Origin of the sequence: Bacillus sp. PPSBB_2 (assembly GCF_045291115.1) — a bacterium.
Taxonomy (GTDB): domain Bacteria; phylum Bacillota; class Bacilli; order Bacillales; family Bacillaceae_G; genus Bacillus_A; species Bacillus_A cereus.
In genome coordinates, this window is the sequence record NZ_CP147983.1 from 2984860 (window position 1) to 3009643 (window position 24784).

Genomic DNA, 24784 nt, shown 5'->3' on the forward strand with positions numbered 1-24784 from the left:
AGCCCAATCCGGGCTTTTTAATTTGGCAAACTAATATCATACTCCATTCGCTTCGCTGTGTCCTCCGCAACATGCACACCTAACAAGTTTTTCACAATATGAAATGCCATATTAATTCCAGCTGAAATTCCGGCAGATGTTATAATATGTCCTTCATCTACAAACTTTACATTTTCTATAACTTCAACATTTTGAAACTCATTTTTAAACTTTTCAATACTAGCCCAATGTGTTGTTGCTTTTAAACCTTCCAGTAAACCTGCTTTCGCCAGTAATAGCGCTCCTGTACAAACTGAAGTCATCAGCTTTACTTCTTTCATTTGTTGGCGAATCCATTTTATTACTATTTCATTTTTCATTTCATATTTTCTAGCACCTAGTCCACCCGGAATTATTAAAATATCCACTGGTGGTAAATTTTCAATACTATAATCTGGCTGTACCTTCAATCCATTCCTTGCTGTAATCATTTCCCCATTCTCGCTAACTGTATAAACAGTAAATGTTTTTTCTCCATTCACCTCAGTCACAGAAAAAACTTCAAATGGCCCTGCAAAGTCTAACACTTCTACTTCATTAAATAAAAATATACCAACACTCCATGTATTCATCATAAGTTCACTTCCTGTTTCAAATGATGTAAAAGGTGATTATATCCTTTTTCTAATGCAATATCATACGCTGTTTTCCCATCATTTTTCTTAATCATCTTATTAGCTCCATTTTTAAGGAGCAACATAATTATTTCTTCATTTCCTAATAATGCTGCTTCGTGGAGTCCTGTCCAGCCACCACTTTGCATAATATTTACATCTGATCCTTTTTCAATTAAGAAAGCGACAAGTTCACTTTGCTTGTTCGCAATTGCCGCTTGCAAAGGTGTATTTTCATTTTCGTTTTTCGCTCTATTATGTAAATCTGCACCGCTTTCTAAAAGAAAACTCGCTATTTCTTTCTGTCCAAAATAAGCTGCTAAATGAAGTGGTGTCCAGCCATCTTCACTACATTCGTTAACAATACTTGGACTCGCCTTTATAAACTTCACTACTTTTTCCTTATTACCACTTATCACAGCTTGTGCTATTGATTGTAAATGCTCCATAATAATCTCCCATCCTTCAAAATATTTAAGCATCTCCTTCTACATGTTCTATTAATTATTATATTTTCCTTTTAAAATCTTAAGTTTACATAATAATATTATATATATTACTTTTTTGTGCTTAATGGCTGAATAGCAATAATGTTAAAAATACTGCCTTTAAACAATGAAGACCATGATTTCATTAGAGTTACTGAAAAAGCAAGCAAAAAACTATACACATAGTTTTCATCATATTTGTTCAGTTTCATGAACTAAAACAGGTAATGTTTATTCTGCTATTTATGCTTTCAACATATCAAATAATATTATTCCAATAAAAAAAACAATCCCTTTTTAAAATGGATTGTTTTTTTATTTCTTTTTTATACTGTTTATTTTATTTTTGTATTTTCAATGATGAAATAATTACATTTACAAAAATGAAACGATACTATCTTAAACCCTCTTATAGTAAATTTTTCGTTTGAAAACAAAAAAACACACTTCCACCTTACGATTGAAAAAACATATGTAAAAGTCTCTAAAACAGCTGCCTTATCATACTAATCTATAGCAATTCTGTCTTCTTCCCTTACCTGTTTCCTTTAACACATACGATTTTAAAACTAGCGCCGTTAATGAATCTGTTAATGTTTTATATGATAAATTTGATAATGCCAATAGATCGTTCGTATATAGCATTCTATGCTTCTCTAATAATAATAGTACTAATCGTTCAGACGGTTTTAATGCCTCATCACTTTCTAGTATAAAGTCTATATTTTTCATTTCTCTAATTATTACTCCTTATATAAAAAAATACTTTAGACGCTTATTTAATATAAAAATAATACATAACAAAATTATAAATATATTAAAATAGCACCATCTAAAAACACTATTATACTATAACATAGAAGTAGTGTTTCCCCAAATAGGAAATGCTTTTTTATATCGCTTATAAGATTCTTGCAAACCTACATAATATTTTGTACCATTAGCCGCCAAGTTTTCTTCTAATTTCGCTGCTCATCCTGATGTATTTGTAATCAATGAAGTTCTTCTAAATTTATAAACAAATAAAAAACGGTTCGTCTATCATGCCCTAAACATGAATGACAACCGTTTTCCAGCTTCTTCTTAATTAACATGTTCTATCTTAAATATTTCTTGCAATATGCGGCTTACTGTAATGACTTGTTCCACCGCCACCAACTACTACTTTACCGCCTTTTTCGAAAATTAATAATTTACTTGAACCATCTGCAAGAAGCACTATTACTTCAGCATTATTACTTGTTGCTACATAAATTACATAACCACTCTTTGATATACAAGTTTCCCAATTCGAATCAAATTCTGATCTTACTACACGATTTGAATACACTTGATTTTCAATTCTATCTTGTTCTACGTTTTCCAAATTGATTCCTCCCACTTCACTAAAATAGCATTTATAGGAAAATAACAGCCCTATATAAAATAGTAGCCGACTTTAACATAAATAGTATATGTAATTAATAGGAAAATGCTTGGACAACGAAAACGAAATAAACTTACTAGCCTTTTTGCTTCTTTCGTACTGTAATCAAAAATTGGACTTACTAAATCAATTGTCATGTGGTTATGAAAAAGTTTTAAACCGGTTAATGTTGCTAATTCTTGCCCCACTGTCATTTTTCCAACTGCTTGTGGGCCAAATATTAATATAAGTTTCATTTATTTCCCTCCAATCTTTCTCTATAAACCATTACATAAAATAAAAAATAAGGCAGCCGATTTTAAATCGATTGCCTTATTTTTTATTCATAGTTTTAGTTCTATTCTTTTCGCACAGCTTCAAAAGTAATCATTTGATTTGCATTTGACGGTTCTTTTTCATAATCATATTCAGCAGAGCAAGTAATATTAGAGAAACCTATACTTTCTAAAAGAAGTTTAAACTCTTCTATTCCATACCAGCGCAGCGCAAAGCGTTGCAATTCTGTTTGTACTAACTGTCCTTTACTCCACTTTTCATATTTCAAATATGACACAGTAACTTGGTTCAGCCAATCTATTTCAATTGATTTATTTTCTAATGTGATTCCGTCTCCACTCGGCAAAGAGAAAGTCGATGTATGAATTTCCCCAGTCTTCCAGTCATGCGGAAGCATAATATCTACGATTAATCGTCCATCTGGATTAAGATGTTCATAAAAACATTTCAATGCATTTATAGAATCCACACGATTTTCAATTAAACAAAAAGATCCAGTAGGAATGATAATTGCGTCATATTTATGCGGAAGTGAAAATTGTTGCAAGCTTCCTTCATATAAATTAGGATGTAAGCCTCTCTCTTTACAGCGCTTACGGCAAGAATCTAGCATTTCAGGTGAATAATCTATCCCATCCACTTTAAAACCAGCCTCTAGAAGCGGAATGATGACACGTCCTGAACCTACTGCGGCTTCGAGGATTCTTCCTCTACAATCTTTTAAACGTTTTTTGTAATACTCAATATCACCATTTAAAGAATAACCGACTGGTTTTGTGTAATCATACAGTTCTGTACAAAGTGTACTATAAAAGCTAAACATTTATTTTCTCCTCCGTTTTTACGTACGGAAGATTTCAATTCAACTAATCTTCCTGCACCTCTGATTTTAATGATATTTCGAAAGAGCTGACTGTCATAATATATCACTCACTTTCCATAGAATATAATGATATTGTATTACATAACCTTCCAATTTGAAATATAAAAATTAAAAATTCAGACTACAAATTAAAGAGCTTACTTTAGTAAGCTCTTTAGAAAAAATATTTATTTCACAATCGGCAATGTCACTTCACTTAATTTCACTGTAAGTTTCGTGCCAGCTTTCGGTCTAATTGTATAATCATAATCACTTGCAATTAAAACAACTCCGATTTGATGCCCCACTTTATATACATAATCATCTGGCTGCATGTCCCATGTAAATGTATAATCTTTGCCCGCTTGAATCGCTGTTGAATTTTCTATACTCTTTACGTTTTGTGGATCCATCCAGCCTCTCGTTACGATTTCCGGCTTCGCTCCTCCATAGTCAACAAGTAATGCTGTTAAATTTGATACAGATCGATCAATATTTCCTGTAATTGAAATCTTTGGTGTACCACTTATACGCGTATCTTTTTGCAGTACAGGCATTGTATATACTAATCGATTTGCTACTTCTAATTCTGGGTTTGCTACTAATTGGTTTGATTTCATTTGTGCATCATCTAAGAATGAGAAAACTTTATTAGCCGATCCCATACTTAATGGCAAATTGACTAATTTATTACTTAAATACATACGGATTTTTGAAGGTACAGCTGATGGATCTGGCCAATTTTTTATCTTTTGCCACGTTTTATTTTCTCTTTGCACATCAACCATTGGTTCATCCATAATTCCATTTTCAATCCCGTATAACCAATAATCTAACCATTTATTTTGTGTTTGCTGCCAGCTATTACTTGATGTCCCACCATGACCACCTTGATGTAGCCACATTTTACGCGGAACATTATTTTCTCCAAGTGCTTCCCACCATTGCGCGAACTGTTTTGTTTTAACATTCCAATCGTTTAAACCATGAACAACAAATACACTCGCTTTTACATTTTTAGCATCTTTTACATAGTTACGTTTATCCCAAAAATCATTATAATTACCTGTTTTTCGGTCTTGCCCAGCCGTTAACTCTTTTATAACTTGTCCGCAAACTTCAGGGTTTTCCCTTGTCAGTACTGCTTCTGCCATATTATCTGTATCTTCCCCTTGATATCCGCCTGGAGCAATGACTGCACCATTTGCACGATAATAATCATACCAACTACTAATTGCTGCGATTGGAATAATTGTTTTTAAACCTTCAACTCCAGTAGTCGCAACAGCATTTGGTAATGTACCATTATAAGAAACTCCAGTCATACCTACATTTCCTGTAGACCAATTTGCCTGAACTTCCTCACCCTGTTCTGTAAATGCTTTCGCGCGACCGTTTACCCAATCAATAACAGATTTTGTCCCGAGTATCTCTTGTTCATCTCCAGTTGTAGGGCATCCATCTGATTTTCCAGTACCGATACTTTCGCCTAGAATAACTGCATAACCTCTTGGCACGTAATAGTTCCCATACGAACCAAGATTAACCGCTCCATACGGTTTTCCTTCATACGCATACAATTCTTCATCTACATTATATACAGGAACATCTTTTAATCCAGATCGATATGGACTCATTTCATAAATAACAGGAACTTTCACATTCGGATCTGTTTTTGGACGCATAACTTTTATCGATACTCTGTCTTTCTTACCGTCTCGATCACTATCAACTTCTGTCTCTACATATAAATTTTCGATAATAGCTTCATCGAGAGAATAAATCGGTTTTGTCATCCCATTTTCTAATTCAATTTTCGTACTTTTAGTCTCTTCCTTCTTCTCTGCATGCACATCCATAGTAAAGCTAGGTATAATTGTTGCAGATAGCATTGCTGACAGTGTAATTGCCATTTTCTTTTTACTCAAAATATTCCCTCCCCTTATTCGTTCTCTTTTACTATATAACAAAATAACTGAAAATTCAGTTTTATTTTTATATAAAAGTTGAGAAACTCAAAGATTTCTTATTAAGTAAAATTTAATAGAGGTGTGAAATTATTTTCCCACTTCCTCCTTCTTTATAACGTGAAACTTTAATCAGCCCTCACCAATTGGGCGTTTACGATCAGCAGGGCCACTTCTTTGCTTTCGCTGAATTTTGAGGTGGGGTCTTACTGCCCGGCAAATAGCGGGATAAATAGAGAAAAAGACAACCGATATTTCTATCGCTTGCCTTACATTCCATTTATTATTTTTCTAACTCTTTAAAGGTATCTTTCAAGTCTTTATCAGATACCTTTATATCTGCATTTTTAAGCAGTTCTCTAGTAACTTGTTGATGGAATTGAGGATCTTGTATACGTTGCTGTTCTAATTCTTTACGAATATTCTCTTTCTCTTCCTCATACGGTTTAAGCTCTTTTTTATCCGTTAGCTTAATAATATGATATCCGAAAGAAGATTTAACAGGTTCACTCAATTGACCAACTTCTAACTTATACGCAGCATCCTCAAATTCTTTCACCATCATACCAGGTCCAAATTCAGATAGTTCCCCACCTTTTTCTTTAGAACCTGGATCCTCTGAATATTGTTTAGCCAATGCCGCGAAATCTTCGCCACTATTTAATTTTTCTTTAATTTCTTTTGCTGTCTTTTCATCTTTTACTAAAATATGGCTAACTTGAAGCTTTGGCTTATAATGATCTTTAATATCTTTTTCCGTTACGGTTGCTTTAATAGCTTTTTCAAAAGCAAAAGTAAGCTTTAATTTCTCTTTCAACTGATCTTCATTTTTCACACCATTGGATTCCATATATGTATTAAAATTATCGCCCATCTTGTCTTTTAATTCTTTTAGTTGTTTCGTTACCTCTTCATCCGTAACTTTATATTTATCATGTAATACTTTTTCTACTACCATTTCAGATAAATTCTGTTTACCGTAGTTTTCTTTTAATTTTTTGTTAAAATCACTTTCTGAAATGCTTCCTGATTTTGTCGTTACAATATTATCTGATGAACCACATGCAGATAAAGATAACGTCATACCCATTAAAATGCTACCAATTACTAATTTCTTTCTTTTCAAATCTGAATACCTCACTTCATTAAATTCAAATATAACTATGTAAATATAACGTTTTCCTGTGAACTTCACGTGAATTTAATGAAAGTAGAACATTTGCTAATTCTCCATTTAATACATCAATTTTGAAAATTATGGTGATTCATCCTGTATCGCTAATCTCTAAAGCTGCAAAAAGGACTAATATTTTCATTAGTCCTTTTTCACATTTATATAAAATTGAATTTCTCCATCTATAGAGGAAACTCCATATTCAAAACCATGCCTTTCTAAAATACTTTTCACTATCGCTAAACCTAATCCTGTACCTGATTTTTCTTTACTACGAGAAGATTCTAGTACATAAAAAGGCTCCCAAATTTTCTCGATATCCTTAATTTTATCCGTAGGAATGCCATTTTTTATTTGGAAATATATACTTTTATTTCTATCTTCTAATGTAATTATTATGTTTTGATTTGCTGTATATTTTATCGCATTAGAAATTAAATTTTGAAACACCATTCTCATTTTATTTAAATCTGCATAAACGATTGTATCGCCCGCATTACAATTTACTTGCAAGTTAATTTCTTTCGAATCCAGTTCAATCTGATGCTTATCTAATATACTCTGAACCAGTGGTTCAATGGGGAATTCTTCTTTTTGTAAAATATCTCTTTCTAGTTTAGAAAATCGTAATAGTTCTTCAATTAAGTTTGATATTTGATCTGTTTGTTTAATAATTGTATCTACATAAGTCCCATCATCTAATCCATCTTTAATCCCCATAGAGTATGCTTTTACTAATGCGATCGGTGTCTTTAATTCATGCGTTACATCACCCATAAATCGTTTTAAATGTTCATTACGATCAGTTAAGTCTTGATGTGCTTCATGTAGTTTTTCACTCATGATATTAATACTATTGGCCAACTCTCCTATTTCATCATTCGTTTTCACTTTCGTTCTTTTAAACTGCAAATGTGAAATATCCTGAGCCACATCACTTAACTCTTTCAGTGGTGTCGTTATTATTTTTGAAAGTATCCACACAAGTAAAATAATAAGAAGGAGCGAGAAACATAGGATATATAAGTAAAATGTATTTAACGTATTTATAATTTCATTTGAATTCGCAATGGAAGTCCCAATTAAAATTATCGTATCATCTTTCGCAATATATTTAGCAAAAAAACTCGCTTTTACCTTTCCTTGATCGTACAGTTTATTCGATTGCCCTTCCGTCTTCACTTTCATAACTTCGTCTTTCGTAATCCAAAGCTTATTTAACGTTACTTTCTTTTTCGTAAGTTGCATGCGTAACGCGTCGTTCATAGCATCTTCCGACTGATTAATTGGCGTATACGCAATTGTAACGTTATTTTCACTTTCAATTGTATGAATAACATCCTCTATATTTTCCACTGTTGTATTTTGTATTTGTGTTGTAAATTTATTTAAATTTTCACGTGTTTTATAAATATTATAGTTCGGTAAGAGATTGTTAATGAATAATAATGAAATCATAAAGATGAGAATAACAGTTGCAGAAATACTTAAAAATAACTTTTTCCCAAGTTTATTCACTTTGTTCCTCCAAACTATAACCCAGCCCACGATGCGTCTTAATAATATTTTCTCCAATTTTTTTACGTAGCCTTCTTACATGTGTATCAACCGTTCTCTCTTCTCCAAAATAGTCAAATCCCCAGACAATATCTAGCAATTTTTTACGAGTTAAAATTGTTCCTTTATGATTTAAAAAGCATTTTATTAATTCGAGCTCTGTTTTTGTAATTTCTAACTCTATATCATTTTTATATACTTTATTTTTGGCGAAATTTATCTTTACATCTTGTACTTGAATAATATCATCATGCTGAATAAGTTTTTTCGCTCGCGTAATTAGTACTCCTGGATGAAATGGTTTTTTCACGTACTCATCTGCCCCACTTTGAAGCGCTGCTAATTCATCTTCACTTTCACTTTTCGCCGTAAGCATTAATACTTTTACGCTTGAATTCTTTTTTATTTCCTGACAGACAGTAATACCACTATGTTTTGGCATCATCCAATCCAAAATAGCTAAATCAATTTTTTCATCATAAAATATTTGAAGTGCTTCCTCCCCGTCTTTTGCTAAAAAAACTTCAAATCCTTCTTTTTCAAAATAAGCTTTTAAAATCCTTAACATATCTTGTTCGTCATCTGCAATTAAAACTTTCATATTTTTTCCTCCATTGCTTTTAAACAAAAACCAATTGTATCATACAACATCTTTGTTACATGAATGTGACAGAAAAATATTTAAAGCTTTTGAGGGGATAGTAATGGTGAGGTGTTGTACTATGATAAAAAAAATCGGGGTCATTTCTCTTCTTCTATTTCTATTATCAACAAATGCGTTCGCAAATACAAATCAACAAATTGAAGTATTTGATTGTCAAAAAGAAATGGTCATTCAAAAACAATCTTTAGATCCAGTAATCCAAAAAGAAGCAGTTCAATACGCTAAATCAATTACTGGTCCATTTAAAAACTTAAATGTCGTTCCAAAAGATGGCTATATGATAAAAATCCCTTTATCTAAGCCGGTTTCTATTACTAATCAATGGTTACACACTACAATAGACGAAATACTTATACTACTCCCACTAAAAGAAAAGCCTTATATTATGCTTTATGATGATGAAAATAATCCGCATTTTTATTATGTAAAAGGTAAACCAGGATTATTATTGAAACAAATGAAGGTTAAAATGTAATTGAATGAAAAGGAGTCACCTTATAAGCTAAATTTTAAAAGCTAAGGTGCTCTTTTTTATAATAACAATTTGGTAAATGAAATTATAAAAGTTGTTTTTAATATAAGGGTCGCACCTTCATATATATCAGGGATTTTTAAAATATATCGATTTATCAACGAAAATATCTTTCCGTAGCTATTCTTTGGATAGCAATCTCTATAATAGTTTGTAGTGACTCGATCCCTTATATAATCCCCCTTTTACAAATCCATTTGAAGTATAAAACACATCCCCTTGCTTCGTGTCAGCATGTAAAACAATCACTTCAAAATACTTTTCCGCATGACATAATAGTTGATTTAATAATAAATTCCCTAACCCTATACGCCGATAATCCTTGGAAATATAAAATCTCCTCAACCGCCCAATCTTATTGTCTTTTGTGTACGGATCTTTATTTAAACCTCCAACTCCGATTAACATATCCCCTTGGAAAATACCATATAAACATTCTCCAGTTTTATTGAATACATTTACTTTGTGTTTATATTCATTTATTAGTCTTATAAGGAAATTAAACCCTTCTTCTTCACTGTCTTGAACGAGATGACTGAATTCATATTCCATTAAATTTTCTATTTGTTGAATATGTATATCTTTCAAGTCCATTCCCCCTAAGTACGAAAATACATAAAAATGCTCGAGAATCATTTATTCTGAGCATTTTTATGGTTGTTACTTTATTTAATTCATAGTATGCATATACTTCACTTCATATGTAAATCGATAATACAGTTAATTAATTTTATTATGAAAATATAAGAGCCTTGCTACAATCTAGTGTGTGGTAAGGCTCTTTAAAGTTGTGTAATTCTTATTGAACTAAAGCACCTGTTTACTTAAATGAATACATATACATTTATAATGTCTCTCAAATATAATATCAGTTTATAAATTCACCATTCTTCTCTAACAGGTATAAGTTAAATTATAATTTGTTAATTGATATGCTTGTGTAACCACTGTTCAAATATTTTCAACTGTTCTTCAGTATGAAAGTAATGTTCACCCGTCTCCATAACTTCTAATTCACAACGATGTTTTTTTGTAAAATAGTTAATAGTTTCAAATTCGCACAGCTCATCCTTAGCTCCGTACATAATATATGTATCTGTATTCCATGTACTAATAGGATGCTCTTTTACATAGCATAAATAATCCCAATATAACTTTTGACCAATAGGTGTCTCTATAGTCATTTCTTTTTGTAAAAGCTCCGGTGTTACATTAAACCATTTCATCATATTTTCGATAATTCGTTCCATATTAACTACTGGTGATAAAAATAATGCCTTTTCTAGCACATCATTTTGATAAGCTAAAAGACTAAAATACGCTCCCATACTACATGCAAACACATTTATTTCTTTCCAATGTACTTTTGCGTAGTTCATAATTATAGATAATTCACTAACACAAAACTGTACTTTGCAAGGAGTGTTATCATTTTTTCTTTCTCCATGCTCAGGTAAATCAAAGCTTAATACTTGATAGCCTTTTTGATTGGCTTCTTCAGCTAATATTTGAATAACTATATCTTCCTTATTTGACATATTTCCATGTACTGCAATAAAAACTTTTTCACTCTTCTCTCCCCATAAAACCGCAGGAATATTACTAATTTTAAAATTATTTTTAAGCATACTCCCTCCATAAAATAAGACATATAGGACTTGGAAAAAATGCACACACTTTATTTATCTCTGTACAGCAGGCAGTATCCGCTTTAACTCTATTAAATCATCTATTACTATATCAGCCTGAGCAAGTTCCTCTTCTTGCGCAAAATCAAAATTGCACCCAACTGCAAGTAAACCGTTGTCTTTCGCTGCATTTATATCAGATAGCCGGTCACCAACTACCGCTGCCTCTTTTATATCATATTTGTTCATAATACTTTTAACTAAGTCACCTTTATTTAGCGATTGTATTTGTTCAATACTAAACGTTTCAGTCACCCACTTGTCTAAAGCATAATACGTTACGATTGCTCGTAAATATTCTTTCAAACCATTACTAGCAATGTAAATTGAACAATTATTTTCTTTTATATATGTAAATATTTCTTTTACATTTGGATATAAAGCGCCTTTTCCGCTTTTTATGTTTTCAATTAGTCTATCTAAAAAATATGCATCTGTTTGTTCTCTTATTTCAATAGAATGGTCCGGTAATAAAGCTTCCCAAACTTTCGGTAGCGGCACACCCATAATTTCACGGTATTTTTCAATCGGTGTTACCGTATCCCATAATTGAAGTGATCTTAAGTGATCAAAAGTATCATCTAACGATAATTCTAAAATTTTATCTGTTTGAAATAATGTTCCATCCATATCAAAAATTAATGCTTGTAACATTCCTATCTCTCCTTTTGGACTATAGTTTTACCAGATATATTTTTAAGCATCTCAATAATAATTTCTGAGCAATAATTCGCAGCAGTTTTCGCGAAATCATCATAAGAAACTTGAGCTTCATCATCTGCACTGTCAGAAATACATCGTATAACAAGAAACGGTATATCATTTATGTAGGCAACATGTCCAATTGCTGCACCTTCCATTTCTGTACAATGAGGTGCGTATTCATCTATTAATTTTGCCTTTAACTTTGAATCTTCAACAAAACATTCACCACTTACAATTCTTCCTTCGTGAGCTTGAATATTTGAACTATTACTGTTACATGCTTTACGTGCTAACTCTATCAATTCCTTACTTGCAATAAACTCCTCTTGAAACGGGAATAATTTTTTCATTTGATTTTTACTTACATCATGATGGGTAACATTCGTTGAAATAACTACATCACCAACTTTTACATCTGGATGTAATCCACCAGCAACGCCCGTATTGATGATAGAGTCTACATTAAATTTATGAATTAATGTTTGCGCACATGCAGCTGCATTTACTTTCCCTACACCAGAACGTGCAATAATTACTTCTGTTCCCATGAATTCTCCAATATAAAATGGCATTCCCGCTATTGTCTGTTCTTCTTGTATTACTAGCTTTTCTAAAAGTAAATCTATTTCAATTTGCATTGCTCCGATAATGCCGATTCTGTTCATGTATGTAGTCCCCTCGTAGAATATAGTTTAGATCAGTATTTCTGCTTTCTAATTACCCTGATTTTTAAAAAAATAGATAACAAGATTCCTTACGGAATTTGTTTCGATATTATTGAATTTCCCAGATACAATGGATGTATGGAAAGGATCCATCGGGAATTTGCTCATTTCCCCTGTAGCTCTGTCTACGATAAAAAGTCTGTTACCCGAGCCATTGCTATCACTACCAACACACTAGCTGTTTCGATAACTGATTGGGCTTTTGGATAGTAGTTCAAAAGGTAGCCCCCAAAAGTTGTCATTGTATTCTCGTAGGCGAGGTTGTGGTTACGCAATGAGCTTCTGGGAAATCCCATAGTATCGAAGCATATTCCAAATAACCAATGAAAGGAGGTCCTTCCAAATGAACTTATTTGTCGGATTAGATGTCAGCTCTGAGAAACTAGATGTGTGCTTTTTATCAGACGATAACCAATTGACAATTCTTCTTGAAGCGAGTCTCGGAAATGACGTGAAAGGCGCTCATCAAATTAAACAAAAAATTTTAGAATTTCAAAATGTGTACTCGTTTTCTCAAATCGTCATAGGCATGGAGTCAACTTCTATGTACAGCTTTCATCCTGCTACATTTTTTAATGAGGATCGAGAATTAAAGCGTATAAATACCGTCGTTACCATCGAAAATCCTTTTCGCATCAAGCAATTCAGTCGAATATTTGATGAAGATAAAACAGATAAAAATGATGCGATGCGAATCGCTGACTTTTTAAGAATCCAAAGATTCACTACGTCTCCCATTAAAGAAGAGAAATATATGGCTCTTCAACGTTTAACTCGCACACGTTACCAATTAATTGGACAACTTGTAGAAACGAAACAACATTTTCTCGAAAATTTAACTTACAAATGCAACACGCTCACGCGTGAGTTAAAGAATAGCGAAACTCCTTCTTCTGTATTTGGAGCTACCTTAATCGCTTTAATGACAGAAGATTATGGGTTAGAAGAATTAGCTCAAATGCCTTTAACAGATTTCGCCTCTTTGCTTCAAGAAAAAGGTAACGGCCGGTTTAAAAATCCAGAAGGATTAGCGAAAACGATTCAACGAGCCATTACTATGTCTTATCGTTTAGGAGAAGTCGCTCAAGAATCCATCAATATTATCCTGAGTATTCTTGCTCGCGAAATTCGTGCACTCGAAGCCAGTATCAAAGACCTTGATAAGGCAATTGAACAGCTCGTAATGGTCCTACCAGAATACCAATGCTTGACGAGTATTCCTGGTGTTGGAAAAGTGTATGCTGCTGGATTACTAGCTGAGATCGGACAAATCCAACGATTTGAAGACCAAACGAAACTAGCTAAATATGCCGGATTAAGCTGGAAAATCAAGCAATCTGGAAATTATCAGTCTGAAAATACGCCCTTAACCAAACAAGGCAATCGTTATCTTCGCTATTACTTAGTTGAGGCTGCCAATTCAGTAAGAAGATATTTGCCTGAATATCAAGCATTTTATCAAAAGAAATACAAAGAAACACCCAAACATCAACACAAAAGAGCCATCGTCTTAACCGCAAGAAAATTTGTGCGTCTGGTGGATACGCTACTACGTAACCATCAACTCTACACGCCACCAAGGAGCGTGATAGAAAAATAACACTTTGTTATTGACGCAATCTTGGAAACGGCCCGAAAAAATTTCATTTTTGGTCGGGTCTATTTCCGTATGCTGAAAAAATCGCACCTAGAAAAAATCAGTCTTGTTTTACTCTTGACTTATTACCACTAGACTTTATTAATTAATCCCTTTAATCCTCTCTGACATAACCGACAATAAAAATTTCGGAAGTACAAGTTGTCTCTTTAATCTTTTCGGCTGTGAGAGTAACCTATACAGCCATTCAGTTCCAGTATCCCTCATTATTTTCGGTGCTCTTTTTACAGTACCAGATATTATATCAATCATTCCCCCGATACCAATAGATAGCGGAACGTTTAATGTTTGTATGTTTTCATAAATGAACTCTTCTTGTTTTGGTGAACCTAGTCCTACAAGTAATAAATGCGGCTTGAATTGCTTAATTTTCATTTTTATTTCTTCTATTTCTTCACCATTTACAAATCCATGCTGTCCTTTAAATTGTGCTCCTGGGAACTGCTCATTTAATTTTTCTAATGCCTTTTTATTACTTTCTGGCGCAGCTCCAAAAAGAAAGACACGATATTCATTGTCGTTACAATATTTTATTAAATCGTGAGTTAAATCCGCCCCAGTAACACGTTCTTTCAAAGTTCCTTTTAATATTTTCGAGCCAATTATGACACCAATCCCATCCGCTGTTATTAAATCCGCAGATAGTAACATCTTTTTAAACTCCTTTGATTTTTCCGTATTTTCCTTTGCAGACATAACAATTTCAGGATTTGCAGTTACTACAAACCTTGGTTTCTCTTGTTGTTCATGTACCCAACCTTTTAATAAACTTATAGCTTTTGCATATTCTAAAGTTGAAAAAGGTATACCTTTTATAAACTGTTGATCCACTATACTCTCCCCTTATATAAGCTGCAAATATTCATCAATGTCTTTAGAAATTTGAATAAAAGCTTTATTCCAAAATTCATAATTTCTTATATCTATTTCAAAATGTTTTTTCATAAGCTCCTCTACTGGAGCCTTTCCTGTTTCTCGTAAGAACTCTTTATATTTCGAATGAAAAGTACTTTTACCTTCTTGAGCTATTTCTAATAAACTAAAACTTACTAAATATCCAAACGTGTATGGATAATTGTAAAAAGGAACATCTGCTATATAAAATTGAATATATTTCATCCATACAAACGGCTGGTATTCACTTAAAGCTTTTCCATAAGCTTCTTTTTGTGCCATTATAGATAATTTCTCAATTTCATCAGCACTTAATGGACCCTCTTTACATTTTTCATAAAATGTTTTTTCAAACTGATACGATGCTCGTATTGCCATTACATAATTAAAACTATTTCTTATTTTCCAGCTAAGTAATGACTTTTTCATATCTTTACTATCCGTTGTTTCAATTAGATAATTTAAGAGTACCGTTTCAAAGAAAATAGATGCTGATTCAGCCGTACTCATCGGCAAATAATCATCTAAAAAAGATGTAGATTGTTCAAAACTCATATTATAAAAATGCCAAGCATGTCCTAATTCATGAGCGAGCACTCTTACACTATCTATACTCCCATCATAACGCATGGAGATTCTCGATTCTTTCTCACTGAAAAATGGAGCACAAAACCCACCTGGTGGTTTATTCTCTCTCGGTTCAGCATCTATCCATCCACTTTCTATCGCATTACGTGCAAATTCTGCTAATTCTTGATCAATATTCTTACATGCATCATAAACGTTTTGTACTGCTACTGAAAAAGGAATCATGACCTCATTACTTTCCTTTACTGTCATAAGTTCATGCCATGTAATCGAAGCTTTCCCTTTCTTATACACGTTTAAAGCACTTACTAATTTATCAAGGTTTTCTTCTGTCACATTCCACATTTGGAATAATACAGTTTCTGAAATGCCATTCGCATGAAAAGATTGTGTTAAAATCTCTCTATCTTCTATTTCATTACTCTTTGCATTACGCAATCTCCCTACTTGATTTAATACAGTAGCAAAGATTTCTTTTTCCTTATGTAAAGCACATGTTAATGAATCGAATACTTCTAATCTTTCCTTTTCATTATCACTATTCATTGCAATAGTATTTGCTTGTCCAAAGGATAATAGTTTATTATTGTGCTCTATTTCTATCCTATCCCGTAATTGTATGTACATATTTTCCCACGCATTAAGTTCATCTTTTATTAACTTAGTATTATCTGAAGTTTCCACTTCATTATGTTTTATTACTTGCTGTAATTCACTTTTTAGTTCCTTCACTTTCACGGTCAATTTAGTAAGGTCAGATGGAACACTTTCTTCAACCGATCGACAGTACAAATAGTATTCTGCTTTTTCAATAGCTTGTATAAGCTTTGAAAGAATCTCTACATCTTTTGTTACAAAATATTGCTCTTTCAACTCCAAAATCGGAAATAGAATATCCTCATTCAAATACAAGCGATTTAAATCCCATCTAGCACTTTCTTGCATTTTTATAGCCGCCTCCTATTTTTACAAATAGTTACAGATATTTCTCCACACACAATTATATATGAAATGGAAAAATTTTGATATCTTCAAATATTTAAATTCCTATAAATATATTCTTATTTATACTCTTTTCTTCTACCATTAAGTATCATTACACATATAAAAAATAATCCCTCTACAAGATTGCATTTGATATAGGGAAACTTCAAAGATTTTATCTTCATCAATACCATATCGACCGATTATCACAGATTAAAAAATAAAAAAGGATTGATCAAAAGATCAATCCTTTACTCTACTTCATTTAAGAAAAATAACGTTATAACGCCAGGTCCTGTATGTGCACCGATTGCTGCACCAATTGTATTTACGATAAATACTTCACAGCCAAATCTTTCCGTAATTAATGATTTTAATGCTTCCGCTGTTTCTAAATCGTCACCGTGAGTCATACCGATTGTTTGACCTTTAAGGTCTTTACCACGTTCTTCCATAATATCAACAATACGGCTTAATACTTTCTTTTTCCCTCGTACCTTTTCAAGTGGTACAAGTTTTCCTTCTTCCACGTTTAAGATCGGTTTAATGTTTAGTAAACCACCGATAAATCCTGCGACTTTACTTAAACGTCCACCTCTCACTAAGTACTGTAAGTCAGCTACAGTGAAGATATGTTCCATATGGCTCATTAGAAAATCAACACGCTTTAAAATATCTTCTTTTGATGCGCCGTCTTTTGCCATTTTAGCAGCTTCTAAAACGACAAGACCTTGACCAAGCGAAGCACATTTCGTATCAATAATTTCTAAATCTAAGTTAGCATATGTTTCTTTTACTTCCTCTTTAATGACAACTGATGATTGATATGTACCAGACAGTTCAGATGAAAAAGCTAAATATATACAAGGATTACCTTCTTTTGCATAAGAAACAAATTTTTCTTGGAACGTTTCAAGTGAAGGCAATGACGTTCTATAAACAGCGCCTTCTCTCATTTTTTGCAATAATGTAACTGACTCTAATGTTACTCCATCTAAATACTCTGTTTCTGCTTCATCATATACACGGAGTGGAATTAAATCAATATCATATGCTTGCAGCAATTCTACTGGTAAATCCGCCGCACTATCCGTAATGATTTTAACACCCATTTTTAAACCTCTATTCTGTTATAAATATAAAATAATAAAATAAAAATAGTACTTTTAAATTATATACGTAAAACTTAAATGAAGAAAGGAAAACACTTTATATTGTATGCACTATTCTTCAAAACTTGAACTGTTAATGAAAATGATTCTATTTTAAACACCTTTTTCTTATTATTTTTCTAAAACACGAATAATTTTATAAGTATTTTGTATCATTATATTTTAATTCTTTATCTTAATATAATCTTTTCAAATTCATACTGTTTAAAATTGAAAAGCCAAATCCAATAAAGGAAATGGCTTTTACATTTTCATAAAATAACCAAACTTTATTTTCCATCACATTGTTTGTTTACATTCATACTTTGGTGATGTTGAATATTAGTCCAGTTATGATAAATATTTATAGCCTGTACTATAATTAAAACAGTGAATATTCACCTGTAAGAATCACTAGATAAAAACAAGTTAAACATTTTATAAAATATTTAATTTTACTAGTAAAGCTAATAAAATTTGGAGAAGAATTTGAACATTTACTGCTATGTCTGTATCCGTAGTCGTAACTGTAACATTTCTAGAATTTCTAATAACAGTTTCTTGTTTATTAATTTGTTTAATAGATGATTTTTGAAACAATTCTTGTGCTACACGGTCAGCTTTTTCACTATCTGCTATAGAAATACTTATTATAACCACGATAGCTGCTTGTAATGCTGCTTGAATAGATAAAGCAGCTTTTGTATCTGTAGTAGTAACTTCTACATCTGCTGAATCTACAATTGTAATAGATTCTTCAGAAATTTGATACGTTTTACTTTCTTGCGCAGCTGCTTCTGAAACGCTAGCATTTTTAAAAGATGGATGAGGATTTGAGGAATCTAATGCACTCCACTTTTTATTTTCATCTGAATGACATGTTTTGTCCATGCGTTCACCCCATGCCCATCAACTTAAGACTTTTTACTACCCCCAAGTACAAAAAAACGTTATTCTTTCTTAAGCAACTATAAGAACCTGTCTGAAATCTTTGGTATAATCTATGTAAAAAGGATGTTTTCCATGATACACAATTATACAAGTAATATTACTCGTGAACAGTTTGAAGTGATTCGAGAGGATTTAGAAAATGCACGGAAAACGACGCGCCCACGCACAGTAGATTTATACGAAGTATTCTGTGGCGTACTGTACCTGCTCACAGCAGGCTGCCAATGGCGCCATCTACCAAGTGACTTTCCAAACTGGAAAACCGTGTATTCCTACTATCAAATTTGGCGGAAAGTAGAGGAGAATGACACAANGTTACAGAAAAAACAAAAGGAATTAAGTGAATATAAAGCAATTGGAATGATTCAAGATCATCTATTTCTCCTCTATCAAGCCATAGAAAACACCCAAGAGATAACAAAGCTTCTAACCCGCCTGTTCCACCTTCTAGAGAAAAACGGACGGAAATCTCATCGATATGAGAAGAAAACAGTCTTTGATATCATGGGTGTTATCTATGAGTATAGTGGATATAGCAAACAAAAGAAAGCTGCATAAGAAAAAAATGAAACCCGTTAGGGTTTATTTCGTGTGCTTATTTTTAATAACTTGCCCCCATTTGGGGAGACTTTAGTTCAAATGAAGAAAAGTTAATTTTGTATCCATTCTTAAGTTGATGGGCATGTGCGTTCACCCCCTTTCAATCTAAATAATTATTAACTTGTGATTGTATTTCAGAAACAATACTTTTAATTTGCTGCTTTTTTTCTGGTGATAAATTTTTTAATTTTTCTTCATTTATCCCATGCCTATTAAAAATATCTGAGAGTAAAAGGTCTATAATTATATTCTTTTGATCCTTATCAAACTTAAAGGAAGAAAATTTGTTTAAATCATCCATTTACAATATTCACTCCAATCAATTTTCTATAAAAATTTTAAATATCTACGAGCATTATATGTAATGAAATAAAAATTGCTTGGACAAGTAACTTAATCTTCTATTTTCACTTCTTTTTGCTAATAAAATCAAAAGCTGACTTCTAATAAGAAGACAGCTTTCCTTCACTTCACATAAATATAAGTTTCATTACTGTTAAATCATGTATTTTATCTTTATTTGTAGTTTTCCACACTTGCTTTACCATTAATCTTGAATATTAATTCAGTCATAATAAAAAGTCCAAGCTTGTACCACGTATTACAACAAAAAACATTTACTTAGAGTGAAAACTTATAGCTAAATATCAATAGGATAGACACTTTATAAAATGTTTAGTTTAACTAATAAAGCTAATAAAATTTGAAGGAGAATTTGAATATTCACTGCAATATCTGTATCAGTAGTTGTTACGGTTACGTTTCTAGAATTTTTAATAAATGTTTTTTGTCTATTAATTTGTTTAATAGCTGATTTTTGAAATAATTCTTGTGTTATTTTATCTGCCTTTTCACTATCTGCTATAGAAATACTTACTACAACTACGATAGCTGCTTGTAATGCCGCTTGGATAGATAGCGCAGCTTTTGTATCTGTAGTAGTAACTTGTACATCTGCTGAATCAACTATTTCAATATATTCCTCAGAATTTGATCGATTTCATCTGTTTGTATAGCTGCCTCTAAAAAATTTGCATTTTTACTAAACGAATAATCATTTAATGATTCGCAATCTTCTTTTTTTGGCTCACAATCCTCTTTTTTTGGCTCATGAACTCGTTTTTTCGGCTCAAACTCCCGGTTTAATGGATCCCGATTTTTCTTTCGTCTACAAACTTCACATTCACACATAAAATCACCCCTTTTAGTCTTAAAAATTAGCAATATTAAAATATTGACTAACTAATAGCATTTTATGTATTTTTTTAAAATTTGTTTGGACAAGTAACTTAATCTTCTACTTCTTTTTCTAATAAAAAAAGCTGCCTTCTAATAAGAAGACAACTTTCTTTGTGACTACTCTAGAATAGATTTCATACAATATAATTGTTCCTTCCTTATAACCTGAGTTCGTCACTTTAGTTATAAAAATGTGGGTATATCCTATAACCTTTTTTAGGGACCATCCATAATTTATTTCATAAAAAGTGCTTTGTTTTACTGAAAGGTGGTTGCGGAAACAACCGCCTTTTTATTCGGAACAAAATAAAACTTTTATATAAAAGACCCATACTTAAATACACTAAACTTCATATAATATATTGCATCCTTTCTTTTTAGAATAAGTAGTCGTTTACTGAAGGGCACTTTTCGAAGTGCTCTTATCTTTAATCCCCCTCTTTTTCAGGAAGAGTTTTTTTACTAAACCATAATATGATTTGTATCACTAAGGCTAGGGATTACGACATTTCCTTAATAACTTCAATGAATACAGTAGCTACTAATTAAAATACCCCTATGATCTTCTCTACACTTAAACCATCGTGCATTACCGAACGCATGAACTAATTTTTATTTTGACTATGTAACACTAAATTCACAAGATTATTATCCTATGTTTGGTGAAGCCATCATTTCAATGCCAACAACCCCACACTTTTAACTAATAACTTAAACAAATGGGCTACCTCAAGGTTCCTTTGATATAGTATGTTATGTTCTATATAATGAAGAAAGCGCTAGTATTTCCAAGGAGGATGTATATGAGTATTCAATTAGCCACATCTAACGATTTAGAATGGGTTAATAATCAATATGACTCAATAGGATTTGTACGAAGTGATTTAAAAAGAGATAAAGTTGCAATTATTACATATAACAACGAGTATGCAGGTGTTGGCCGATTAGTCCAAATAGATGAAGATACTTTAGAAATGGGCGGGATTTTTATTCTGCCTCAATTTAGAGGGCTTCAATTAGCTGGTGAGCTTGTTTCATTTTTAGTAGAAACTGCGAAAAAATCACAAATACAAAATGTATATTGTCTTCCTTTTGAGGAATTAGAAAACTTTTATAAGAAATATGGATATACTGAAGTCGATACTACGACAGAAGCAGTCCATCCAATTATTCTAAAAAAATATAATTGGTGTTTGGAGAACTACGATAAACACGTTCTACTATTTAAATTGTAAATGTAATAAAGTGAAACTTTAATCAGTGGGAGTTTTAATCAAACCCCTCACCAATCGGGCTTTGATTAAAACTCTATGTTCCGTCAATACTATAGATAATATGATTGTATTTCTCCATTCCTCCTGAGAGAGGAGCAGTTGGCTTTTGCTAGCTGCTCTTTTATTTTTTCAAAAAGTCACATAAATATCTTTAATTCCAAACATTCAAAAGATAAAATATGATATGATTGTTATGAAGATATTTACCAACTAATAAATGCGCCCTAGACTTACGTACTAGGGCGCATTTATTTTTTAGTATGTAACTCCTTCACTCATCTATTATCCACAAAATAAGTATCATATGCCTTATCAAATTCATATCCTAACTTTTCTGCTAGTTTAGCAGATGTAGTATTCGCTGCGTCCCAGTTTGGATACTTTCCATTTTCTAAGCAATCCAATATAAGAGCTGCACTTACTACAGTTGCCAAGCCCTCTCTTCTATGATTGTGATCAGTCGCAACTTCAATTTCAATCCCATCATTATAAATACTATACGAGGATGCACCGCATACAACTTCTCCGTTATATAAAATGCTATAACCTATACCACGGTTTATATAATCTTCTACCGAATGAAATTGACTTGTGAAATCTTCAGATATCTTATGTAATGTAGGGCTATTTGCGATATGCTCGTCTATTCTTCTTAACTCATATTCTTTTGGAAGTGCTGATATAAAAGATTTTAATTTTGAACGATTAAAAACTTCTGGATTTCGTTTGAATTTATAACGTAAAAACTTATCTATTTTTCTTTCATGGAATGTTTCTAAGCGTTGTTTCCACTCTTCACTATTTACGATAACTAAAATTCTTTCTGGAATATTACGTAATAACTCTTCTGTTTCTTTCGTATTTGGGTCTCCAGCGTAAAATGTAAAAATCCCTACCGTAACTTGTGCTACTTTTGGATTTTCAAGATCATTTACCCAAGCAGTACCCATATGCCCTTGTAAATAAGAAAGTAAAACAACGTTATTGAAATCCTCAAACATAGAAACTAGTTTTTTTCTTGTATGTATATTCGCTTCATATATCATTTACATTCCCGCCTTCTTTAGAATCAACTACTCTTAACATTTTCATGAGCGCTCCATAATTCGTATTCATATACATACCCACCTGTTCATCATAAAAGCAATTGACTATTAAATTAAAACTTCGAATATTTATAAAATATCAGTAAACATAAAAAGATTATAACATCTACTAACTATGAAATGATCAACATATAAAATAAGTCAACAATAAATATATTTCTTACCCGTTAACAAACGGTTTGAAGGACCAACATAATTAATTATGTAACAACCCTCAACAATAGTTTGAGGGTGCATTTAAATACATGTGTTATAACTCATTTTTATAAATAAAAGATTCCGTCTCACCGTTCTTATATACTTTAGTCAATTTAACAACTGATTTGTACGTGTTAACGTCATCCTCTATCATTTTTTTCATCTCTTCTATTTCGGCATCACCAGTTCCGCCCTCTATTTTTAAACAGTTCGAAATGGAAAGGTATCCGCTTGATGCCAATATAAAAATAAAAATCGTATCAGGAAAATTAATAAATAATAATCCGTAGTTTAAAGGGTCTCCAGCTGGATGTGATAAAAGTAATCGAAAACCTACCAGTTCAGGTACTTGAACAAAATCTCTAGAAACTCTCGCCTCACCTACTATAGTAATTTGCTTTACTACATTCCCGAGATCATCTGTAAATTCAGTACATCTAGGTGGATTAATTGTTGTTGCTTGGAAAGACACATTTAATTCAGGATTGTTAAAATCGAAAAAGATTGTACTCCCCTCTGTTAAACAATGCGGGCAAACATTTCCTAGCAAGCTAAAGTCCTCTTCAATATATTTAACTTTTGTTTTGCAACTACATACTTTCCCTATTCGAATTGCATCAATCTTTGAACAATCGACAAATATAACCTCATTGTCTTCTTGTACGAATGATACGATACCTGTTTTCTTATTAAATGAAAGAAAATAAGATACAGCAATTTCGTTTCCTGCTATTATGATACTTTCAACTTTTGTATACGGTTCTAGACTCTGTAAAAACTCACATATACTATTTTGGCAACACCCACAATCACGTTTCGGTTCACACCCCACTTACACTCCATCCCTTCTCTATATAGAATTGCTACTACATATATATGAGAAGAAAATAAGAAAAGCTTGGACAATATAACGTTAACGTAGCAATATCGTTACCTAATCGTACATTTATATGGAAATCACACCATTTTTGAGTAAGGAAACATAATTTTTACTATAAATACATATAACAATTTCATCTTTCATGAAAAAAACGTTATAATAAGGTGTAGCCTCTACGATTACGTTATAAAGGAGATTAAAACAATGGCTAAAATTAAAGTATACCAAGCAAAAGAGGAAAATATGGAAGCAGTAAAAAACATCATTGATGTTGAGGAACAAAACCCAACTGCTGAAAATTTACAAAATCTATATGCGTGTGTATTAGATACTGAAGATATGGCATTGCCTGAATCATATATTGAAGAAGATATCTTAATTGATTCTATTGAAGTTATGGTTAACGCTTCTCAAAGCAAAGTAAGAGACTTAGGCGCATACGATGTAATCGAAGTTCAAAACAAAGGCAAGAAAACGCAAATTTTATTACTTGCAGACGAAGAATACGAAATTATCGAAGGCTAATCTAACACCGTACATACGAA

The 24784-nt window shown here is 32.1% G+C and carries 24 protein-coding genes and 4 pseudogenes; 6 read left to right on the top strand and 22 right to left on the bottom strand.

What is annotated here, in order from left to right; all coding sequences use genetic code 11:
• Positions 1 to 17: 17 nt before the first annotated feature.
• The 10 genes and pseudogenes from V6946_RS14955 to V6946_RS15000 all read right to left on the bottom strand — a co-directional run bounded on the left by V6946_RS14955 (position 18) and on the right by V6946_RS15000 (position 9004).
• The gene (locus V6946_RS14955; RefSeq protein ID WP_366981910.1) at positions 18 to 614 is read right to left on the bottom strand and encodes a DJ-1/PfpI family protein; all 597 of its coding nucleotides are present in this window, start codon (positions 612 to 614) and stop codon (positions 18 to 20) included.
• Positions 611 to 1102 carry an ankyrin repeat domain-containing protein gene (locus tag V6946_RS14960; protein WP_006921873.1) on the bottom strand — a complete coding sequence of 164 codons (492 nt, stop codon included), beginning with the start codon at positions 1100 to 1102 and terminating at the stop codon, positions 611 to 613. The genes V6946_RS14955 and V6946_RS14960 overlap by 4 nt, the downstream gene beginning before the upstream one ends.
• Positions 1103 to 1642: 540 nt before the next feature.
• A complete protein-coding gene (locus tag V6946_RS14965) occupies positions 1643 to 1873 on the bottom strand; it encodes a hypothetical protein (RefSeq protein ID WP_000789031.1) in 231 nt (76 codons plus the stop codon).
• Positions 1874 to 2243: 370 nt separating this feature from the next.
• Positions 2244 to 2507: a hypothetical protein gene (locus tag V6946_RS14970; protein ID WP_000432429.1), complete on the bottom strand. Its 264-nt coding sequence runs from the start codon at positions 2505 to 2507 to the stop codon at positions 2244 to 2246.
• Between the two features lie 122 nt (positions 2508 to 2629).
• Positions 2630 to 2803 (bottom strand): annotated as a pseudogene (locus tag V6946_RS14975) (shikimate kinase); the annotation flags it as partial.
• 101 nt (positions 2804 to 2904) lie between these two features.
• On the bottom strand, positions 2905 to 3666 hold the full coding sequence (locus V6946_RS14980) for a class I SAM-dependent methyltransferase (RefSeq protein ID WP_000490927.1): 762 nt from the start codon (positions 3664 to 3666) through the stop codon (positions 2905 to 2907).
• Between the two features lie 227 nt (positions 3667 to 3893).
• Positions 3894 to 5633, bottom strand: coding sequence for a Xaa-Pro dipeptidyl-peptidase (locus V6946_RS14985; RefSeq protein WP_006921867.1), 1740 nt, complete (start codon positions 5631 to 5633; stop codon positions 3894 to 3896).
• A 322-nt stretch (positions 5634 to 5955) separates the two neighbouring features.
• Positions 5956 to 6798, bottom strand: coding sequence for a peptidylprolyl isomerase PrsA (locus V6946_RS14990; protein WP_002204764.1), 843 nt, complete (start codon positions 6796 to 6798; stop codon positions 5956 to 5958).
• Positions 6799 to 6987: 189 nt separating this feature from the next.
• Positions 6988 to 8364: a HAMP domain-containing sensor histidine kinase gene (locus V6946_RS14995; protein WP_006922096.1), complete on the bottom strand. Its 1377-nt coding sequence runs from the start codon at positions 8362 to 8364 to the stop codon at positions 6988 to 6990.
• Positions 8357 to 9004, bottom strand: coding sequence for a response regulator transcription factor (locus V6946_RS15000; protein ID WP_000865970.1), 648 nt, complete (start codon positions 9002 to 9004; stop codon positions 8357 to 8359). Before V6946_RS15000 ends, V6946_RS14995 begins: the two co-directional genes overlap by 8 nt.
• A 121-nt stretch (positions 9005 to 9125) precedes the next feature.
• On the opposite strand from V6946_RS15000, the gene V6946_RS15005 reads away from it, so the two are divergent.
• Complete coding sequence (locus V6946_RS15005; protein WP_006922097.1) at positions 9126 to 9542, top strand: hypothetical protein; 417 nt, start codon at positions 9126 to 9128, stop codon at positions 9540 to 9542.
• A 198-nt stretch (positions 9543 to 9740) separates the two neighbouring features.
• On the opposite strand, the gene V6946_RS15010 is transcribed toward V6946_RS15005, so the two are convergent.
• From V6946_RS15010 to V6946_RS15025, 4 genes are all read right to left on the bottom strand, one after another.
• Positions 9741 to 10235, bottom strand: a complete 495-nt coding sequence (locus V6946_RS15010) for a GNAT family N-acetyltransferase (protein WP_116344779.1) — start codon at positions 10233 to 10235, stop codon at positions 9741 to 9743.
• 287 nt (positions 10236 to 10522) lie between these two features.
• Positions 10523 to 11227 (bottom strand): carboxylesterase, encoded by a 705-nt coding sequence (locus V6946_RS15015; protein WP_000916870.1) that lies wholly within the window; start codon positions 11225 to 11227, stop codon positions 10523 to 10525.
• Between the two features lie 54 nt (positions 11228 to 11281).
• A complete protein-coding gene (locus V6946_RS15020; RefSeq protein ID WP_006922102.1) occupies positions 11282 to 11941 on the bottom strand; it encodes an HAD hydrolase-like protein in 660 nt (219 codons plus the stop codon).
• A 2-nt stretch (positions 11942 to 11943) separates the two neighbouring features.
• Entirely contained in the window at positions 11944 to 12657 is a 714-nt protein-coding gene (locus V6946_RS15025; RefSeq protein ID WP_001079720.1) for a 5'-methylthioadenosine/adenosylhomocysteine nucleosidase, read from the bottom strand.
• A gap of 403 nt (positions 12658 to 13060) precedes the next feature.
• Here V6946_RS15025 and V6946_RS15030 point away from each other — a divergent pair, with 403 nt between their 5' ends.
• Positions 13061 to 14317 carry an IS110 family transposase gene (locus tag V6946_RS15030; RefSeq protein WP_256426878.1) on the top strand — a complete coding sequence of 419 codons (1257 nt, stop codon included), beginning with the start codon at positions 13061 to 13063 and terminating at the stop codon, positions 14315 to 14317.
• A gap of 138 nt (positions 14318 to 14455) precedes the next feature.
• On the opposite strand, the gene V6946_RS15035 is transcribed toward V6946_RS15030, so the two are convergent.
• The 4 genes from V6946_RS15035 to V6946_RS15050 all read right to left on the bottom strand — a co-directional run bounded on the left by V6946_RS15035 (position 14456) and on the right by V6946_RS15050 (position 18882).
• Positions 14456 to 15205 carry a WecB/TagA/CpsF family glycosyltransferase gene (locus V6946_RS15035; RefSeq protein ID WP_006922103.1) on the bottom strand — a complete coding sequence of 250 codons (750 nt, stop codon included), beginning with the start codon at positions 15203 to 15205 and terminating at the stop codon, positions 14456 to 14458.
• 12 nt (positions 15206 to 15217) lie between these two features.
• On the bottom strand, positions 15218 to 16801 hold the full coding sequence (locus tag V6946_RS15040; protein WP_001158169.1) for a M3 family metallopeptidase: 1584 nt from the start codon (positions 16799 to 16801) through the stop codon (positions 15218 to 15220).
• 290 nt (positions 16802 to 17091) lie between these two features.
• Entirely contained in the window at positions 17092 to 17952 is an 861-nt protein-coding gene (locus V6946_RS15045; protein WP_000538278.1) for a DegV family protein, read from the bottom strand.
• 477 nt (positions 17953 to 18429) lie between these two features.
• Positions 18430 to 18882, bottom strand: a complete 453-nt coding sequence (locus V6946_RS15050) for a spore coat protein (RefSeq protein ID WP_000361676.1) — start codon at positions 18880 to 18882, stop codon at positions 18430 to 18432.
• Positions 18883 to 19014: 132 nt separating this feature from the next.
• On the opposite strand from V6946_RS15050, the pseudogene V6946_RS15055 reads away from it, so the two are divergent.
• Positions 19015 to 19248, top strand: a pseudogene (locus V6946_RS15055) (transposase); the annotation flags it as partial.
• Positions 19249 to 19257: 9 nt separating this feature from the next.
• Positions 19258 to 19500 (top strand): annotated as a pseudogene (locus V6946_RS15060) (IS4 family transposase); the annotation flags it as partial.
• 142 nt (positions 19501 to 19642) lie between these two features.
• Here the strand turns inward: V6946_RS15060 and V6946_RS15065 are convergent.
• Both V6946_RS15065 and V6946_RS15070 read right to left on the bottom strand, forming a co-directional pair.
• A complete protein-coding gene (locus tag V6946_RS15065; protein ID WP_000342253.1) occupies positions 19643 to 19843 on the bottom strand; it encodes a spore coat protein W in 201 nt (66 codons plus the stop codon).
• Between the two features lie 363 nt (positions 19844 to 20206).
• Positions 20207 to 20733 (bottom strand): annotated as a pseudogene (locus V6946_RS15070) (spore coat protein).
• A gap of 851 nt (positions 20734 to 21584) precedes the next feature.
• Here V6946_RS15070 and V6946_RS15075 point away from each other — a divergent pair.
• The gene (locus tag V6946_RS15075) at positions 21585 to 22016 is read left to right on the top strand and encodes a GNAT family N-acetyltransferase (protein WP_000027163.1); all 432 of its coding nucleotides are present in this window, start codon (positions 21585 to 21587) and stop codon (positions 22014 to 22016) included.
• A gap of 314 nt (positions 22017 to 22330) precedes the next feature.
• On the opposite strand, the gene V6946_RS15080 is transcribed toward V6946_RS15075, so the two are convergent.
• Together V6946_RS15080 and V6946_RS15085 are read right to left on the bottom strand one after the other, a co-directional pair.
• Positions 22331 to 23101, bottom strand: a complete 771-nt coding sequence (locus tag V6946_RS15080; RefSeq protein ID WP_000638727.1) for a GNAT family N-acetyltransferase — start codon at positions 23099 to 23101, stop codon at positions 22331 to 22333.
• Positions 23102 to 23411: 310 nt separating this feature from the next.
• On the bottom strand, positions 23412 to 24191 hold the full coding sequence (locus tag V6946_RS15085; RefSeq protein ID WP_000501710.1) for a BC_2878 family exosporium-associated protein: 780 nt from the start codon (positions 24189 to 24191) through the stop codon (positions 23412 to 23414).
• A gap of 252 nt (positions 24192 to 24443) precedes the next feature.
• Between V6946_RS15085 and V6946_RS15090 the strand changes: the two genes are divergently transcribed.
• Positions 24444 to 24764 carry a hypothetical protein gene (locus tag V6946_RS15090; protein ID WP_001062733.1) on the top strand — a complete coding sequence of 107 codons (321 nt, stop codon included), beginning with the start codon at positions 24444 to 24446 and terminating at the stop codon, positions 24762 to 24764.
• The last annotated feature ends 20 nt before the right edge of the window (positions 24765 to 24784 follow it).